Origin of the sequence: Microbacterium sp. RU1D (assembly GCF_900156435.1) — a bacterium.
Classification (GTDB): domain Bacteria; phylum Actinomycetota; class Actinomycetes; order Actinomycetales; family Microbacteriaceae; genus Microbacterium.
In genome coordinates this window covers 872,734-890,127 of the sequence record NZ_FTPQ01000001.1, presented here as the reverse complement: position 1 = coordinate 890,127, position 17,394 = coordinate 872,734, and the positions used below count along the sequence as shown (strand labels likewise).

Here is a 17,394-nt window from a genome sequence, read left to right as displayed (position 1 = left end):
TCAGGATGCCGCCCGCGCGACGATCTCGATGCGATCCCCGATCCGCCGGGCGACGCATGCGGGCAGATCGATCGGGCCCTGTCCCCGCCAGTGGACAGCGAGACGGGCGACCTGGAGCGTCTGAGCACGGGTCAGCGAGACGCCGAACTCGCTCTCGACGACGTACCGGACGATCCGGTTCCGCAGCGCCGCGGGATTGGCGGCGAGGGCGGCGACCGAGATCGAGATGCCCGCCTCGGCGTGCTCGACGATGTCCTCGATGGTCTCGTCGATCATGTCCTGGAACGCGGCGGCATCCTCCCGCAGCTGCTCTGCCGTGCGGGCGAGCGCCTCGGCGACGCCGGGACCGAGCTCCGCCTCGAGCACGGGCAGCACCCGCTCGCGCGCCCGCACCCGGGCGTACGACGGGTCGGCGTTGTGCGGGTCGGACCAGGGCTGCAGCCCCTCCGCGGCGCAGGCGGCGACGGTCGTGCGACGACGCACCCCCAGCAGCGGTCGCAGCCACACCGGACCGGTGGCATCCCGCCGCTCCGGCGCCATCCCGGCCAGGCTCGTCGCCCCGGAGCCGCGGGCGAGCCCGAGCAGCACGGTCTCGGCTTGATCGTCGAGGGTGTGCCCCAGCAGCACGGCGTCGGCGCCGGTCTCAGCCGCGGCGCGCGCCAGCCCCGCGTACCGCGCCGCACGCGCGTCGGCTTCGGGGCCGTCCTTCGCGACCACGTCGACCGCGACCACACGGGCGGCGAGCCCCCGCTTCCGCACCGTCTGCGCGGCGCGTTCCGCCACGGCATCCGACCCCTCCTGCAGACCGTGATCGATCACGACGGCCTCGGCCCGGATGCCGAGCCGCTCCGCCTCGAAGGCCGTCGCCGCCGCGAGGGCCAAGGAATCCGGCCCGCCAGACAATGCCACGACGACGGAGCCGGTGCGATCCTCGAGCGCTGCGCGCACAGCCCTGCGCACCTCGGCGACGGCGGGCGAGAGTCCAGGGCGGCGGTCCATCCCTCTACGGTATTGGCCGATCGACACGGCGCCGGATTTCCCCCTCGCGGGGGGTGGATGGATCGGCATCCGACCGGGTCGCACCGCGCCGGTCGTCGGCTTCCTCGCGACGCGTCCCGACCGCGCGGCTCCGCCCGACCGCGCGTCACCGTGGCCGGTCGCACGCGGACCAGACGCGCAACCACGGCCCGGCTAGGCTGGGCCGCGGAAATCCACAGATCTAAGGAGCACGAGTATGGGCGCTTTCGACGCCGTCATCGAGATCCCCCGCGGCAGCCGCGTGAAGTACGAGGTCGACCACGGCACCGGCCGCGTCTACCTCGACCGCATCCTCTACACGGTCTTCGGCTACCCGGCCAACTACGGGTTCTTCGAGAACACCCTCGGCGAAGACGGCGACCCGCTCGACGTGCTCGTGCTGCTCGACCGCGACCTGCACCCCGGCATCCTGGCGAAGGTGCGTCCCGTCGGCGTGCTGAAGATGAGCGACGAGGCCGGTGGAGACGACAAGGTCGTCGCCGTGCTCGCGAAGGACCCGCGCTGGGACCACATCCAGGACGTCGACGACATCGACGAGTGGACCAAGAAGGAGATCTCGCACTTCTTCGAGCACTACAAGGACCTCGAGCCCAACAAGTGGGTCAAGGTCGACGAGTGGGCGAACGCCGCCGAGGCCGAGCGTCTCGTGGCCGAGGCCTTCACGCGCTTCGACGAGCACGACGCGCAGACCCGGACGCAGGGTGAGGGCGAAGCGCCCAACACGCTCTGAGCGCCCGACCGCTCAGAGCGTCCGGCCGCCCAGAGCGGCTGGCCGCGCGGAGCCCCTGGCACGAAGAAACCCCCGGTCGATCGACCGGGGGTTTCCTCGTCGGCGGGGTCAGACCCAGACGCCGCGATCGCGGAGCCAGGGCGCCGGATCGGTGGTCCCGCCCCACGGCGGGTAGACCTCGAAGTGCAGGTGGCAGCCGAAGGAATTGCCGGTCTGACCGGTCGCGGCGATCTGCTGGCCCACGCCGACGCGCTGACCGTAGGAGACGTAGATCCCGCCGTTGACGATGTGCGCGTAGCCGGTGGACGACCCGTCGTCGTGCTGGATGCGGATGTAGTTGCCGTAGCCGCCGTTGTATCCGGCGTAGGTCACGCGCCCGGCCGACGCGGCGTAGATCGGCGAGTAGCAGCCGGCACCGAAGTCGAGCCCGAGGTGCCATGAGCTGGCGCAATAGCTGCCGTTGCACTGGCTGGAGCGCGGGCCGTAGCCCGAGGTGGTCCCGGCCGACGAGGGACGCGCCCAGCCCGAGCCGGTGGCCTGACCGCCGCCTCCGCCGCCACCGCCGCCACCGCTGGAGCCGCCACCGCCGCTGGAGCCGCCTCCACCGCCGCTGTTGTTGTTGTTCGCGGCCTCGCGGTCGCGCTGCTCCTGCTCGCGACGCGCGCGCTCGGCGCGGTCGCGCGCCTCGGCCTCTTCGCGTGCCTTGCGTTCGCGCTCCTCGCGAGCCTTCCGCTCGGCCTCGACACCGGCCTGGTAATCGGCCACGGTCTTCGCGGTGGTGTCCTGCAGGGCGGCGAGCTGGGCCTCGAGCACGACCTGGTTGGCCTGCTGGGCAGCCAGTGCCTCTTGAGCGGCCTGGGCCGCTTGCTGCGCGGCCACCATCTTCTCTTCGGCGATCTTCTGCAGACGGTCGCGCTCCGTGCGGGCGTCGTTCGCCTGGTTGCTCAGCTGGGTCGCGGAATCGCGCGCCGTGACGGCCGCGGCGTACACCGAACGGTTGCGCTCGATGAGCTTGTCCATCGTGCCGAGCTTGGCCAGCAGGTCGTCGGCGCTGGCCGCGGAGCCCGAGAAGAACAGATCGAGCGAGGTGTCGTCGCCACCCGAGCGGTACAGCTGCGCGGCGACCTTGCCGGCCTTGGCGGCGGCGTCGGTGGCCTTGGCAGCCTCCGCGTCGGCCTGCGCCTGGATCTGCTGCGCGCGGTAATCGGCATCGAGATAGGCCTGCTGTGCGGTGTAGTACTCGTCGGATCGGGCGACGACCTCGGCCTGCGTGCGGGCGACCTCGGACTGAAGGCCCTGGATGAGCCCCTGGATGCGGGCGATCTCACCGGCCTTCGCGGACTCGTTCGCGCGGGCCGCCTCGACGTCGGCCCACGACGGGTAGTCGGCGGCCACCGCGGGCGAGGAGAAACCAGAGGCGGCGGCCCCGAAGGCCCCGACCGCGACGGCACCGAGGGCGCCGAACTTCAGCGCGCTGCGTCGATCGAACGTCGGCCACAGCCGCCGCCGCTCACTCGCGGTGGGCGCGCAGCCGCAATCGTCTGACTCGTCGGGGCGCTCGAGCGTCACGGGAATACCTCATCTCACCGGTCGCAACTCGACTCACAGTAGCAACACGAGTCACACACACAACAGGGAGAGTTCCCGCCGGTAGCGCCCATCCTTGCGCCTCCGACACGCGCGAGCCGCGCACGCCACGCCCCGAATTGGCAATCTCGCGAGATGTGAAGTAGGCTCGGTCGTCGGCAAGCGAGAAGGAAATCGCAAGGTTTCAGGCTCATCCGGCCCCATCGTTTAGCGGCCTAGGACGCCGCCCTTTCACGGCGGTAGCACGGGTTCGAATCCCGTTGGGGTCACTTTCCGGTGAAGTACAATTGAAAATGCATGGCCCTGTAGCGCAGTTGGTTAGCGTGCCGCCCTGTCACGGCGGAGGTCGCGGGTTCAAGTCCCGTCAGGGTCGCTCCACAGCGACGGGCCTTCTTTCGAGGAGGCCTTTCGTCTAGGAAGCGGCAGACATGCCGCTCGGCTCTGTAGCTCAGTTGGTAGAGCGCACGACTGAAAATCGTGAGGTCACGGGATCGACGCCCGTCGGAGCCACACGGATCATCATTACAGTGATCCCAGAAACCCTCGCCTAGCTTCTACATGGCGGGGGTTTTGCTTTCCCGACGAGGGACGCCCTTCCCTCTGTCGCGCGCGACTCCGACCACGCGGTCGTCGAGCCGCCGCAGCGCGACGAAACGCCGGTGCTGCCTTCCCCTCCCTGCAACGCCCTTCCTCCCCACCGCCCGTGTCTGACGACAGACGGTCGTTGGAGGACAGGACGGTCGCGGCCACGTCCGTCCTGTCCTCGCACGATCGCCTGTTCTGGCGCGACTCGCGCCCGTGCCCCACTCTCGCGTGCGCAGCCCGCCCGCGCCCCGAACGCCGGACCACTCGAGACCCGTCTCACCCCACGGGGGTATTTCTTCACGCCGGGCCCGGCGGAGACCCGCAGGTGGTTCCCCGACCTCACAAAGCAGCGCTACTATTTGTTGACTTTTAGCAAACACCTGGCGCCCGGCCCCGCCGATCGAGCCGCCCGCCGCCCTTCTCGATGAGGACAGATGTCAGACATCACTCGCACGCGCCGCCCGCACACCGCGGCAACCGACACGGTCATGACCCACCGCATGATCATGTTCGTGATCTTCGGCCTCATGGCCGGCATGTTCCTGTCCGCCCTCGACCAGACCATCGTCGGAACCTCCATCCGCACGATCGGCGACGATCTGCAGGGCCTCAGCCTGCAGGCCTGGGTCACGACCGCGTACCTGATCGTGTCGACGATCTCGACGCCCATCTACGGCAAACTCTCCGACATCTTCGGCCGCCGCCCGCTGTTCCTGCTCGCGATCCTCATCTTCATCGTCGGATCGGTGCTCGCGAGCTTCTCGACCTCCATGGCCGAGCTCGCCGCTTTCCGCGCGATCCAGGGCCTCGGCGCCGGCGGACTGATGTCGATGCCGCTCGCGATCATGGGCGACATCCTCGCCCCGCGCGAGCGCGCGAAGTACCAGGGCTACTTCCTCGCCGTCTTCGGCATCTCCAGCGTCATCGGCCCGCTCGTGGGCGGCCTGTTCGCCGGCGCCGACCAGATCCTCTTCATCACCGGATGGCGCTGGGTGTTCCTCATCAACGTGCCGATCGGCATCGCGGCCCTCGCGATCGTGTGGCGGTTCCTCCACATCCCCAAGCAGCCGCGCCACTCGGTGCGCATCGACTGGTGGGGCGCCACGACCGTGATCGTCGCCCTGGTGCCGCTGCTGCTCGTCGCCGAACAGGGCCGCGAGTGGGGTTGGGGTTCTCCCATCGCCATCGCCTGCTACGCGATCGGGGCGCTCGGCATCCTGGCCTTCGTCATCGCCGAGACGAAAATGAAGGACGACGCGCTCATCCCGCTGAAGCTCTTCCGCTCGCCCACCTTCTCGATGGCGACCGTCATCGGTGTGCTCGTGGGCTTCGGCATGTTCGGCGCCATGCTGACGCTGCCGCTGTACCTGCAGCTCGTGCTGGGCTCCACGCCCACCGAGAGCGGGTTCGAGATGCTGCCGATGATCCTCGGCCTCATGATCGCCTCGATCGCGAGCGGCCAGATCATCGCGCGCACCGGCCGCTACCGCATGTTCCCGATCATCGGCACGGCTCTGATGTCGGTCGGCTTCTTCCTGCTGACGTTCTTGAAGTACGACAGCCCCTACTGGCACGTCGCTGCCGCGATGCTCGTGATCGGCCTGGGCCTCGGCCAGCTGATGCAGACCCTCACGATCGCCAGCCAGAACTCCGTGGGCCTGCGCGACATGGGCGTGGCCACGAGCGGTTCGACGTTCTTCCGCCAGATCGGTGGGACGCTCGGCACGGCCGTGCTGCTCTCTCTGCTGTTCACGCTCATGCCGTCCAACATCATCGGCTCGTTCTCCGACCGCGGCACCCTCACCGACGCGCTCGACGCCGCCTTCGATCCCACGGTCGCCTCGGCACCGGCCAACGAGAAGATCATGTCGGGCATCTACACGCCCATCGTGACCCAGACGACGGATGCCGTGACCCAGCAGGTGCAGCAGGGCGTGCAGCAGGCGACCGATGCCGCCACCCAGGCCGTCGCGGCGCAGGTGGCGGCCGGGCAGATCCCGGCGGCGGCCCAGGCGCAGGCCACCCAGGCCGCGGTGTCGCAGGCGCTGGCCGCGGCGACCACGCAGATCCAGCAGCAGGTGCCGGTCGCGCGCATCGGCTCGGACGGCACGGTGAGCCTCGACTTCTCGAACGCCGCCGATCGCGCGGCGTTCGTCGACACCGTCGCCACGACGCTCGAGGAGCAGTTCGCGGACGGCGGCGAGAACACCTCGATCGGCGACTCGACGCTGGACGACACCTCGTTCCTCGTCGGCGCCGACGCGCGGCTGACGAAGCCGTTCCTGGTGGGCTTCAACTCCTCGGCGACGAGCGTCTACTGGGTGGCGATGGGCGTCGTGCTTCTCGCCTTCGTGCTGTCGCTGTTCTTCCGCACGCCGCCGCTGCGCGCGAAGTCGGCCCTGCAGGAGGCCGCCGATGAGCGCCGCGGCAAGGACGACGAAGAGAAGCGCGCCGAGGAATCCGCGGCGCAGACCGGGGCCCTGCTCGCGCCGTAGTCGCCAACACGAAGGGCGGGGCCGTCGCAAGACGCCCCGCCCTTCGTCGTCCTCACGCCACTTCGCGCGCCCGCAGGTCCTTCCGGAGGATCTTGCCCGACGTCGACTTCGGCACCACGTCGATGAATTCCACTCGCCGCACCTTCTTGTGGGGCGCGACATGACCGGCGACGAAAGCCATGACGTCCTCCGCCGTCAGGCCGGCATCCGGAGCCGCCACGACGAAAGCTTTGGGAATCTCCTCGCCCTCGTCGTCGTGCACGCCGATGACGGCGGCATCCTGGATCTTCGGATGCGACAGCAGGAGCGCCTCGAGCTCGGCCGGGGCGATCTGGTAGCCGTGGTACTTGATGAGCTCCTTCAGCCGGTCGACGATCGTGAAGTACCCGTCGACGTGGTGCACGCCGATGTCGCCGGTGTGCAGGAAGCCGTCGGCGTCGAGGGTCTCGGCGGTGGCGTCCGGGCGGTTGAGGTAGCCGAGCATGACGTTGGGACCGCGCACCCAGATCTCCCCCGGCGCGGTCAGACCGTCGTCGCCGTGCTCCTCGAGCTCCGCCCCGGTTTCGGGATCGACGAGCTTGGCGTCGCAGCCCGGGATGAGCACGCCCACCGAGCTGACCGGGAATCCCGAGTCGACGGGGATGGCATGCGAGACGGGGCTCAGCTCGCTCATGCCGTACCCCTGGAAGAAGCGGGCGCCGATCCGACGCCCGGCCGTCTCGGCGGTCTCGCCGTCGAGCGGGGCGGCGCCGGAGAACACGCTGTGCACGCTCGAGAGGTCGAACCGCTCGACCGCGGGGTGCTTGGCGAGGGCGACCGCGATCGGGGGGGCGATGAAGAGGAAGGTGCAGCGGTGCTGCTGCACGACCCGGAGGAACTCCATCAGATCGAAGCGGGGCATCGTGACCAGCGTCGCCCGCTGTCGCAGCGCGAGGTTGAGCAGCACCGTCATGCCGTAGATGTGGAAGAACGGCAGCACCGCGAGCACCCGGTCGTCGGGTGAGATGTCGATGACCGGTCGGCACTGGTGCACGTTGGCCACGAGGTTGCGGTGGGAGAGCATGACGCCCTTGGGCACGCCGGTCGTTCCGGAGGAGTACGGCAGCACCGCCACGTGGGTGGCGGGATCGAACGAGACCTCGGGCGGCGTTCGGCCCTCGCTCAGCAGCGACCGCAGGTCGAGGTGCCCCTCGGCGCCGTCGAGCACGATCACGTGGTCGTCGGCGATGCCCGCGGCCTCGGCGGCGGCTTTCGCCTGCGGCAGCAGCGGCGAGACGGTCACGAGCCAGGTCGCGGCCGCATCGCGGAGCTGGTTCTCGATCTCGCGGGCCGTGTAGAGGGAGTTGACGGTGGTGATGGCGGCGCCCAGCCTCAGGATGCCGTGGAACACCGTCGCGAAGGCCGGCACGTTCGGGCAGAGCATCGCGACGACCGTGTCGGTGTCGACGCCCCGTGCGGCGAGCGCCCCGGCGAACGCGTCGACCTGGGCGCGCAGAGCGCGATAGGTGGTCTCGGCGCCGCTGGAGGGGTCGACCAGGGCCACGCGATCGAGGTCGTCCTCCCCCAGCGAGGCGAACAGGTAGTCGTAGATGCTCTGCTCGGGAACGTCGATGCTCGGGTACGGACTCTGGAACACGGTTCTCTCCCTCGAAAACAGGCGCGGCGGCCGGGGCCGTGCGCTCATCCTGGCATCGGTGGCACGCGGTGTCACCCCGCCCGGGACCGGCTCTCGGCCGCCGCTCAGCTGAGGGAGAGGAGAACGATGCCGCCCGCGGCCCCCACCAGCACGACCGCCCACGCCGGGATCTTGAAGGCCGTCAGCAGCACGAACCCCAGCACGGCGAGCACGAGCGACCCGGGCCCCGTGATCGCGGTCGTGAACACGGGTGCGTACAGAGCAGCCCCCAGGATGCCGACGACGGCCGCGCTGGCGCCGCGCATCGCCGCGCGCACCCACGGACGCCGGCGCACGGCATCCCAGAAGGGGAGCACCCCGACGAGCACGAGGAACCCCGGGAGGAAGATCGCGGCGAGCGCGATCGCGGCGCCCGCGACGCCGCCGGGCCCGAGGTCGGAGACCGCGCCGAGGTAGGCCGCGAAGGTGAAGAGCGGGCCGGGCACGGCCTGGGCCGCACCGTATCCCGCGAGGAAGGACTCCGGCGAGACCCAGCCCGTCTGCACGACACCCGCCTGCAGGAGCGGCAACACGACATGACCACCGCCGAAGACGAGGGCGCCCGAGCGGAAGAAGGTGTCGACCAGGGAGACGACGCCGGAGCCGGTCCCGGCCGCCAGCAGCGGGAGGATGACGAGGGCGGCGCCGAACAGCACCAGGCACATCACGGCCGCTGCGCGGCGGACACCGAACGGCGGGAGGTCGACCGCAGCCGGTTCTTCGACCCCGCGCAGAAGCAGCACCCCCGCGATGATTCCGACGGCGAGCGCGCCGAGCTGGCCCGGCGCAGCGGGAAGCAGCAGCGCGAGGGCGAGAGCCACCACGGCGATCCCGGCGCGGCGGGCGTCGGGCGTGAGCGTACGGGCCATCCCCCACACCGCGTGGGCGACGATCGCCACCGCGACGATCTTCAGCCCGCTCAGCACCCCTTCGCCGACCGGCCCCCCGATCGCGGACGCTCCGACGGCGAAGGCGACGAGCAGCACGGCCGAGGGGAGGGTGAAGGCCACGAAGGCGGCGAGCGCCCCGCGCACGCCCGCGCGCTGGAGTCCCATCGCGAACCCCACCTGGCTCGAGGCGGGACCGGGGAGGAACTGGCACAGGGCGACGAGGTCGGCGTAAGCCCGGTCGTCCATCCACCGGCGGCGCACCACGAGGTCGTCGCGGAAGTAACCGAGGTGGGCGACGGGGCCGCCGAACGACGTCACGCCCAGCCTGAGGAATGCGAGGAACACCTCGGTCGCGGTCCCGGCTCTTTGCATCCCTCGATCCTTCCGCCGCGGGGGAAACGACAGGTGAACCCTCGTCCGAGGGCGCTAGGCGAGCGGGGTCGCGAGCATCTCGTCGACGAGGCGCAACGTCGTCGACGTGACGTCCTGGTCGTCACTGATGTCAGCGCCCTCGACCGCCTCTCGCAGGCGCTCGACCTCTCCGACCATCGGATTGTCGGGGGCGTCGACCGCGATCCCGTGCGGCGCCTCACTGCGCGGAGTCAGGGTGAGCCGCCGGGGTGCATCGATGGCGTCGATCGCGAGCGAGCCGTCCTCCCCCTGGATCTCGCTGGGCAGGGCGGTGTCGGTGATCTTCGACCAGGCGATGTCGGCGACGAAACCGTCGTACACGGCGAGCGCACTGCCGAGACCGTCGGTCCCGGACGCGATCCCCACACGCGCTGCGTGGATCGCCCGCGGCGCGCCGAAGAGCCGCACGAGGGCGTGCAGCGGATACACGCCGAGGTCGCGCAGCGCGCTCCCGCCCAGCGCGGGGTCGAAGATGTTCGTCTGCTCCCCCGCCAGGACGTGGTCGTACCGCGCCGACCTCTTCTCGTACCGCAGCGACACCCGACGCACCGTGCCGAGTCGGGGCAGGAGCTCCCCCACGGCGGCCAGCCCGGGGTCGTAGGCCGTGCGCATCGCCTCGAGCAGCACGACGCCCCGCTCGCGGGCGTGCCCGACCAAGGCGTCCCACTCGGCGGCCGACAGCACCGCGGGCTTCTCGACGAGCGTCGGGATGCCGGCATCCACCGCCGCGGAGATCTGGACGGCGTGCACGGCGTTGGGGCTGGCGAGGTAGACGGCGTCGACGTCGTCGGCGGCGAGCAGGTCGTCGACTCCGGTGGCGGTGGCGGGAGCGCCCACGGCGTCGGCGAAGGCGCGCGCCCGGTCGGCGTCCCGGGAGGCCACCCGCGACACGACCACGCCGTCGACGAGGTCCACCGCCTCGGCGAAACGCTCGGAGATGCTGCTGGTGCCGACGATGCCGATGCGGATCATGACCCCATCCTCTCGCGTCCACGGATCGCCGTCCCCGCCCGGCCCGGTGCTCCCACACCCGCCCTCCCTCGGCGCGACGGGCCCCGGGTGAGCGGGGATCATCCCGGTACGATCGCGGCGAGCCGCCCACCCGATCCCGAGGCACCCCGCATGACGACCACCCGAGCCGACCGCCGTCGGCGCGCCAGTCGACGCGTCCGCGCTCGACGGATTCTCGTCGCGACGGCCGCCGTCGCCCTGATCGTCGGATCGGTCACGGCCTTCGCGCTCACGCGCGGTCCGGGCGCGCCGGACGGGACCGCCGCGACGACCGAGGCGCCGTCGCGAACACCGGCACCCACCCCCACCCCGACACCGCTCACCCCCGCCGAGCGCCTGCTCGCGGCGACGACCGACCCGTTCGCGTGCGCCGTGTCGTTCGTTGGCGACGGCATCGCCCTCGACCCGGAGCTGCAGACGCAGGGGGTGCGGTACGCGGACCTGCCCCTGCCCCGGGCCGAGGGCCGCGTCTTCGCAGGCTGGTACCCCACCGCCGCCGACGCCCGGGCCCTGACGCCGTCGACCCGTGTCAATGGCGCCGACCTCGTCGCCTGCACGGACCGCGAGCAAGTGCTGCACGCGGGGTGGACGAGCCCCGAGGCGAACGCGGCGGAGGATGCCGGCATCCCGATCCTGATGTACCACCAGTTCACGCGGAAGCCCGAGGGCGAGGACAACTGGCTGCGGGGGAACTACGCCTACATCGGCGACTTCGACGCGCAGATGGCCTACATCCAGGCGTCGGGCTACTACCTGCCGACCTGGGACGAACTCAGCGCGTTCATCGACGGGGAGCTCTTCCTGCCGAAGCATTCGGTCATCATCACCGACGATGACGCCGACTCGTCGTGGCTCGAACTCGCCGCCCCGATCGTCGACGGACGCGGCCTCCTCACGACGTCGTTCGTCATCACCTCCTCGCGCACCGAACCGACGCCCAACAGGTTCGTACACCAGCGCTCGCACACGCACGACATGCACCGGGCGGGTGCCGACGGCAAGGGGCGCATGGTCAACGAGGACGCCGACACGATCGCCGCCGACCTGGAGCGGTCCGCGCAGATCCTCGGGGCGAAGGAGGTCGTCGCCTACCCTTTCGGGCACTACAACGGCACGACGAAGGAGGGGGTGCGTCGAGCCGGTTTCGAGCTCGGCCGGACCATCGAGCACGGATACGTGCGCGTGGGCACCGATAAGCTGGCGCTCCCGGTCATCCGCGTCGACTACGGCATGACGGTCGATGATCTGAGAGCAGAGATCGGCTGACGAGAGCCCGCGACGACGCCCGTGGCGGCCGGTTCCTCACCGGATGCTGGGGTGAACACCCGCTAGCTCCCAGGTAACTCCTCCACAATCCCAATTCGGGCACGCGTCGGCCGGTCTACGCTGTGTACTTCTGGCTTACCGAGAAAACGCGAGCACACATGGATATCTCCGTCATCGTTCCGACCTTCAACGAAGGTCCGAATGTCGCCGAGCTGGTCCGTCGGACGACGGACGCTCTGGTCGGCCGCGATGTGGAGATCATCTTCGTCGACGATTCCCGCGACGACACCCCCGACATCATCCGGTCCGTCGCGGCGGCCTCCACGGTCCCCGTGCGCCTCGTCCACCGCGACGAGCCCGTCGGCGGCCTCGGCGGTGCGGTGGTCGAGGGCATCAAGGCCGCGATCGCCGACTTCTGCGTCGTCATGGACGGCGACCTGCAGCACCCGCCCGAGGTCATCGCCGAACTGCTCGCGCGCGCCGAGGTCGGCGACGCCGATGTCGTCGTGGCATCCCGCTACATCGCCGGCGGCACGTCCGACGGTCTCGCCAACGCCGTGCGCACCACGGTCTCGCGGGCCTCGACGCTGTTGACGAAGGCCATGTTCCCGAAGAAGCTGCACAACTGCTCCGACCCGATGACCGGGTTCTTCCTCGTCGACCGTCGGTCCCTCGAGGTCGAGACGCTGCAGCCGCGCGGCTTCAAGATCCTGCTCGAGATCCTCGCGCGCAAGCAGATGCGCGTCGCCGAGGTGCCCTTCTCCTTCGCTCCCCGCTTCGCCGGCGAGTCCAAGGCGTCGTTCAGCCAGGGCATGCGCTTCCTCACGCAGCTCACGATGCTGCGCTTCGGCCGCATGTCGGCCTTCGCGCTCGTCGGCGGTCTCGGAGCCGTCGCGAACCTGCTGATCATGGGCGCGCTGCAGGCCGTCGGCGTGCAGTACATCATCGCCGCGGTCATCGCGAGCATCGTCACGATCGTGGCGAACTTCCTCGCGCTCGAGTACCTCGTCTTCGCCGACATGCGCGCGGAGTCCGGTCTCATGCGCCACCGGTTCATCAAATCGTTCACGTTCAACGGCATCGAGGCCATCGTGCGCATCCCGGTCATCTGGGTGCTTGTCAGCCAGGCGCACATCCAGAGCGTCGTCGCCGCCGCGCTCACGCTCATCGCCGCCTTCGTCGTGCGCTTCGTCTTCCACGCGCTCGTCGTCTACGCGCCCAAGAAGAGCCGCGTCGGCAAAGTCGTCCACGCCATCGAGCCCCTCGAAGACGAAGTCACCGCCTGACACCGGATCGCCCGTCGCCGGGGGTGCGCTCTCAGCGCCCGCCGAGCGCGGGCGGCGTACGCTGAGAGCATGTCCTCCGACGCATCCATCCGTATGTTCGGCGCCGACTGGTGCCGCGATTGCATCCGCACCAAGAAGCAGCTCGACGAGCTCGGCATCGACTACGAGTACATCGACCTCGTCGCCGACCCCGCCGCCGCCGACGTCGCCAAGGAGATCTCGGGGCGCACCAGCATCCCCGTCGTGGTCTACCCCGACTCCAGCCACCACGTCGAGCCGTCGAACGCCGACGTCGAGTCCAAGCTCCGCGAACTCTCGCTCATCTGACGACCGTGCAGCCGGTCCGGCGTGCGCTGACCGGCGAGAGCGGCACGATGCTGCCCGCCTTCGTCGACCATCACGTGCATCTGCACCTCGTCGACGCCTCCGGCCTCGCGCGGCGCGGGGTGTCCGGCGTCGTCGACCTCGGCGGTGACCCCGTCGCCCTCGCCCGCCGCGGCGACGGCCTCCCCCACGTGCGCTACGCCGGCGCGTTCCTCACCGCTGCGGGCGGGTACCCCGTAGGCCGCGGCTGGGCACCCGAGAGCATCGTCCGTGTCGTGACGAACGGTTCTCGGCATCCGGGGGTCGCGGGGGGAGCGCGCACGGCGGTCGACGCGCAGGCGGATGCCGGAGCCTCGGTGATCAAGGTCGCGCTCCACGCCGACGCCGGTCCCGTCCCCGACGACGACACCCTCGCGGCGATCGTCGCGGCGGCCGGCGAGCGCGGGCTCGCCGTCGTCGCGCACGCGCAGGGCGCCGGCCAGGTCGAACGTGCGATCGAGGCGGGGGTGTCGGCTCTCGCCCACGCCCCCTTCGACGCACCTCTGTCGCGCCGCGTCCTCTCGCGCGCGGTCGCCGCCGGCCAGGCATGGATATCGACGCTCGACATCCACCGCGGCGAGGCCCGCCGGGTGGCGATCGCGAACGTGCGGGCGTTCGCAGCGCGCGGCGGCCGCGTGCTCTACGGCACCGATCTCGGCAACGGCCCCCTACCGGTGGGGCTGAATCGCCGCGAGCTGCTGGCCCTCCACGAGGCGGGGGTCCGCGGAGACGTCCTCATCGCGACGCTTGCCGATCCCTGGCCCGGCTCCGACGCGATCCGGGCCGTCTCGACCTTCATCGCCGGCCCCGCCCCGACCGACCCCGATGACCTGCCCACCTGGCTGAGCCGGGGGACGGTCGTCCCCACCGAGGAGCTCACGCGTGTCGACTGACCCCTCCCCCGACTTCGGATCCGTCGACCGGTTGGAGGTGCCGCACGCCTCCCTCGCGGTCGAGGCGGCGGCTCTCGATGCCGACGACCCGCTCGCGTCGTACCGCGACGCCTTCATCGGGGCCGACACCCCCCTGGTGTACTTCGACGGGAACTCCCTCGGCCGCCCGCCCCGCGCGACCGCCGAGCGCCTCGCGCGCTTCGTCACCGAGGAGTGGGGCGGACGCCTCATCCGCGGCTGGGACGAGGCGTGGATGGAGCTCCCCTTCGCCATCGGCGACCGGATCGGCTCGCTCGCGCTCGGCGCGGCATCCGGGCAGACCGTGATCGGCGACTCGACCACCGTGCTGCTCTACAAGCTCCTGCGCGCCGCTGTCGACGCGCAGAGCGCGGCCGATCCCGAGCGCGTGGAGATCGTCGTGGGACGCGACGACTTCCCCACCGACCGGTACCTCGTCGAGGGCATCGCCGCCGAACGGGGCGCCCGCGTCGTCTGGGTGGACGTCGACACCTCTCGAGGCGTGGATGCCGACCTGCTGCGCGACGCGGTCGGTCCGCAGACCGCGGTGGTGCTGCTGAGCCACGTCTCGTACCGCTCCGGGTACCTCGCCGACGGCGCCGCGCTCACCTCCATCGCGCACGAGGCGGGAGCGCTCGTGCTGTGGGACCTCTGCCATTCGGCCGGCTCGGTGCCGATGGAGCTCGACGCGTGGGGCGCCGATCTCGCCGTCGGATGCACGTACAAGTACCTCAACGGCGGACCCGGCTCCCCGGCGTTCGCCTACGTCGCGGCGCGCCACCAACAACGCCTCACCCAGCCGGTGCAGGGGTGGATGGGCGCGGCCGACGTCTTCTCGATGGGCCCGCAGTACCACCCCGCCGACGGCATGCGCCGGTTCCTGTCGGGGACGCCGCCGGTGCTCGCGATGATCGCGATGCAGGACACGCTCGACCTGCTCGAGGAGGCCGGCATCGCGGCCGTCCGGCGCAAGTCGATCGCCCTGACCGAGTTCGCGGTGCGGGTGGCGGACGGCATCCTGGGCCCTCTCGGCGTGCGCCTCGCCTCGCCCCGCGATTCGGCCGAACGCGGAGGGCACATCACCCTGTCGCACCCCGCCATGCGGGCGGTGACGGCCCGGCTGTGGGAGGGCGACGTCATCCCCGACTACCGCGATCCGCACGGTCTGCGCATCGGGCTGTCGCCGCTGTCGACGAGCTTCAACGAGACGCTGACGGGCATGAACGCCGTCGCGGACGCGCTTCGCGCGGACGGCTGAGCCGCGCGGTCGAGGTCGCATGAGGCGGAGGGCTAGCCTCGGAGGGTGATCGATCCGCTCATCATCGTCGTCGCCGGCGTGGTGGTCGTCGCGCTCGCCACGGTCATCGGGCCGCGCTTCAACATCGCCGGGCCGCTGGTGCTGCTCGCGATCGGCGCGGGCGTCAGCCTGCTGCCCTTCGTCCCCGCCTTCGCGGTGAACCCCGAGGTCATCCTCATCGGGGTGCTGCCCCCGCTGCTGTACTCCGCGGCGGTGCAACTGCCCGCCATCGAGTTCCGCCGCGACTTCGCGCCCATCGCCGGGCTCTCCGTGCTGCTCGTCGTGTTCAGCTCGCTCGTGCTCGGGCTGTTCTTCTGGGCCGTCATCCCGGGGCTCGGGCTCGCCCTCGGAATCGCGCTGGGCGCCATCCTCAGCCCCACGGATGCCGTCGCCACCTCGATCGCCAAGCGCCTGGGCATCTCGCCGCGCGTGGTGACGATGCTGGAGGGCGAGAGCCTGCTCAACGACGCCACCGCCTTGGTGCTCCTGCGCACCGCGGTCGCAGCCGTGGCATCCGGGTTCGCGTTCGGCGACGCGCTGGCCTCGTTCGCGTGGGCCGTGGTGATCGCCCTCGCACTCGGCGCGGTCGTCGGGTGGGGGAACCTCCGGCTGCGCGAACGCGTGAGCAATCCGGCCGCGAACACCGCGCTGAGCTTCACCGTTCCCTTCATCGCCTACCTCCCCACCGAGCACCTGGGCGGTTCGGGACTGGTCGCGGCGGTCGTCGCGGGCATCGTCACCGGACAGGGTGCGGCGCGGCGGTTCACCCCCGAGCAGCGCATCAGCGACCGCCTCAACTGGAGAACCGTGGAGCTCGTGCTCGAGGGCGGCGTCTTCCTCGTGTTCGGACTCGAGCTCAAAGACATCGTCACGGCCAACATCCGCGCCGATGAGGGCCTGTGGCACGGCGCGTGGCTCGCGCTCTCGGCGCTCGGCATCACCCTCGCGGTGCGCGCCGTCTACGTGTCGTGGCTGATCTGGATCCAGGGGCGCCGAAGCCGGCGCGTCGGGCGACACCAGGAACGGGTCGACGACGCGCAGCGCCGCCTCGACCGCTTCGAAGAGGCCTACCGCACCGCCCCCGAGCAATTCGGCGCCCGCGCAGAGGACCCCGCTCGTGCGGCGCGACGTATCGGCTGGATGCGAACCCGCATCTCGCGCACCATGGCCGACCTCGACTACTACCGCGACACCCCGCTGGGCGCGCGCCACGGGAGCGTCATCGTCTGGGCGGGGATGCGCGGCGTGGTCACGCTGGCCGCCGCGCAGACCCTGCCCGTCGACACGACGCAGCGCCCCCTGCTCATCTTCGTCGCGTTCCTCGTCGCCCTCTTCAGCCTCGTGCTGCAGGGACTGACCCTGCCCGCCCTGGTGCGCAGGGTCGGGTTGGCCGGCGACGGCGGCGAGGGTCCCTCGCGGGAGGAGCAGCGGGCCCTGGACGCCGAGCTCCGGGATGCCGCCATCGCGGCCGTGCAATCGGGCTCTCTCGTCCGGCGCGACGGCGAGCCCTTCCCCGCCGAGATGATCGAGCGCGCGGGCGCCCGCCTCGTGCAGCCGCCCGACGAGGAGGCGTCGACGCGCGTGCGCGACTCCCTCGAGCTGCGGCTCGCCTCGATCGAGGCCATGCGCCGACGGCTGCACGACGTCGGCCGCGACGGGCACTACAGCACGGCCGCCCTCCGGCACGCCCTCGCCGAGCTCGACGCCGATCAGCTGAGCCTCGAGCTGCGCATCGACGACGGCGAGGACGACTGAGCGGAATACCGTCGGCGGTGCGGCGGTTTCCATTCACGCGCATGCGGTCACCTCGAGATCCGTGGTGACTCGACGGCGGGAGAGAAGAGCATCC

13 protein-coding genes and 3 tRNA genes are annotated in these 17,394 nt (G+C 70.9%); 11 read left to right on the top strand and 5 right to left on the bottom strand.

The features are described from left to right. Entirely contained in the window at positions 1-999 is a 999-nt protein-coding gene (gene tilS, locus B0B15_RS04010; RefSeq protein WP_076673461.1) for a tRNA lysidine(34) synthetase TilS, read from the bottom strand. Between the two features lie 235 nt (positions 1,000-1,234). Here tilS and B0B15_RS04005 point away from each other — a divergent pair, with 235 nt between their 5' ends. After that, positions 1,235-1,768, top strand: coding sequence for an inorganic diphosphatase (locus tag B0B15_RS04005; RefSeq protein ID WP_076673459.1), 534 nt, complete (start codon positions 1,235-1,237; stop codon positions 1,766-1,768). Between the two features lie 108 nt (positions 1,769-1,876). On the opposite strand, the gene B0B15_RS04000 is transcribed toward B0B15_RS04005, so the two are convergent. Next, a complete protein-coding gene (locus B0B15_RS04000; protein WP_076673458.1) occupies positions 1,877-3,337 on the bottom strand; it encodes a M23 family metallopeptidase in 1,461 nt (486 codons plus the stop codon). Positions 3,338-3,551: 214 nt separating this feature from the next. Here B0B15_RS04000 and B0B15_RS03995 point away from each other — a divergent pair. The 4 genes from B0B15_RS03995 to B0B15_RS03980 all read left to right on the top strand — a co-directional run bounded on the left by B0B15_RS03995 (position 3,552) and on the right by B0B15_RS03980 (position 6,435). Then, positions 3,552-3,624: transfer RNA gene (locus B0B15_RS03995), tRNA-Glu, on the top strand. A gap of 30 nt (positions 3,625-3,654) precedes the next feature. Next, positions 3,655-3,728, top strand: a tRNA-Asp gene (locus B0B15_RS03990). A 64-nt stretch (positions 3,729-3,792) separates the two neighbouring features. Then, positions 3,793-3,865 (top strand) — tRNA-Phe (locus tag B0B15_RS03985). Between the two features lie 509 nt (positions 3,866-4,374). Then, positions 4,375-6,435, top strand: a complete 2,061-nt coding sequence (locus tag B0B15_RS03980; protein ID WP_076673456.1) for an MDR family MFS transporter — start codon at positions 4,375-4,377, stop codon at positions 6,433-6,435. 52 nt (positions 6,436-6,487) lie between these two features. On the opposite strand, the gene B0B15_RS03975 is transcribed toward B0B15_RS03980, so the two are convergent. The 3 genes from B0B15_RS03975 to B0B15_RS03965 all read right to left on the bottom strand — a co-directional run bounded on the left by B0B15_RS03975 (position 6,488) and on the right by B0B15_RS03965 (position 10,383). After that, positions 6,488-8,071: an AMP-binding protein gene (locus tag B0B15_RS03975; RefSeq protein WP_076673455.1), complete on the bottom strand. Its 1,584-nt coding sequence runs from the start codon at positions 8,069-8,071 to the stop codon at positions 6,488-6,490. Positions 8,072-8,175: 104 nt separating this feature from the next. Beyond that, positions 8,176-9,372 carry a chromate efflux transporter gene (chrA, locus tag B0B15_RS03970; protein ID WP_076673453.1) on the bottom strand — a complete coding sequence of 399 codons (1,197 nt, stop codon included), beginning with the start codon at positions 9,370-9,372 and terminating at the stop codon, positions 8,176-8,178. A 54-nt stretch (positions 9,373-9,426) separates the two neighbouring features. Then, positions 9,427-10,383, bottom strand: a complete 957-nt coding sequence (locus tag B0B15_RS03965; RefSeq protein WP_076673452.1) for a Gfo/Idh/MocA family protein — start codon at positions 10,381-10,383, stop codon at positions 9,427-9,429. A 150-nt stretch (positions 10,384-10,533) separates the two neighbouring features. Between B0B15_RS03965 and B0B15_RS03960 the strand changes: the two genes are divergently transcribed. The 6 genes from B0B15_RS03960 (at position 10,534) to B0B15_RS03935 (ending at position 17,300) form a co-directional block, all read left to right on the top strand. Continuing rightward, positions 10,534-11,688 (top strand): polysaccharide deacetylase family protein, encoded by a 1,155-nt coding sequence (locus B0B15_RS03960; RefSeq protein ID WP_076673450.1) that lies wholly within the window; start codon positions 10,534-10,536, stop codon positions 11,686-11,688. Between the two features lie 158 nt (positions 11,689-11,846). Then, positions 11,847-12,974 (top strand): glycosyltransferase, encoded by a 1,128-nt coding sequence (locus B0B15_RS03955; RefSeq protein ID WP_076673449.1) that lies wholly within the window; start codon positions 11,847-11,849, stop codon positions 12,972-12,974. Positions 12,975-13,043: 69 nt separating this feature from the next. Then, positions 13,044-13,301 (top strand): glutaredoxin family protein, encoded by a 258-nt coding sequence (locus tag B0B15_RS03950; protein ID WP_076673447.1) that lies wholly within the window; start codon positions 13,044-13,046, stop codon positions 13,299-13,301. Between the two features lie 5 nt (positions 13,302-13,306). Then, entirely contained in the window at positions 13,307-14,230 is a 924-nt protein-coding gene (locus B0B15_RS03945) for an amidohydrolase family protein (RefSeq protein ID WP_256334165.1), read from the top strand. A 31-nt stretch (positions 14,231-14,261) separates the two neighbouring features. After that, positions 14,262-15,506 carry a kynureninase gene (locus B0B15_RS03940; protein ID WP_076675143.1) on the top strand — a complete coding sequence of 415 codons (1,245 nt, stop codon included), beginning with the start codon at positions 14,262-14,264 and terminating at the stop codon, positions 15,504-15,506. A gap of 45 nt (positions 15,507-15,551) precedes the next feature. Then, positions 15,552-17,300, top strand: coding sequence for a cation:proton antiporter (locus tag B0B15_RS03935; protein WP_218123535.1), 1,749 nt, complete (start codon positions 15,552-15,554; stop codon positions 17,298-17,300). Positions 17,301-17,394: the final 94 nt, after the last annotated feature.

What these genes read in the sequence shown, in the direction of transcription:
- tilS (WP_076673461.1), bottom strand. Translation starts at nt 999, where the DNA reads ATGGACCGCCGCCCTGGACTCTCGCCCGCCGTCGCCGAGGTGCGCAGG.
- B0B15_RS04005 (WP_076673459.1), top strand. Translation starts at nt 1,235, where the DNA reads ATGGGCGCTTTCGACGCCGTCATCGAGATCCCCCGCGGCAGCCGCGTG.
- B0B15_RS03960 (WP_076673450.1), top strand. Translation starts at nt 10,534, where the DNA reads ATGACGACCACCCGAGCCGACCGCCGTCGGCGCGCCAGTCGACGCGTC.
- chrA (WP_076673453.1), bottom strand. Translation starts at nt 9,372, where the DNA reads ATGCAAAGAGCCGGGACCGCGACCGAGGTGTTCCTCGCATTCCTCAGG.
- B0B15_RS03980 (WP_076673456.1), top strand. Translation starts at nt 4,375, where the DNA reads ATGTCAGACATCACTCGCACGCGCCGCCCGCACACCGCGGCAACCGAC.
- B0B15_RS03950 (WP_076673447.1), top strand. Translation starts at nt 13,044, where the DNA reads ATGTCCTCCGACGCATCCATCCGTATGTTCGGCGCCGACTGGTGCCGC.
- B0B15_RS03965 (WP_076673452.1), bottom strand. Translation starts at nt 10,383, where the DNA reads ATGATCCGCATCGGCATCGTCGGCACCAGCAGCATCTCCGAGCGTTTC.
- B0B15_RS03955 (WP_076673449.1), top strand. Translation starts at nt 11,847, where the DNA reads ATGGATATCTCCGTCATCGTTCCGACCTTCAACGAAGGTCCGAATGTC.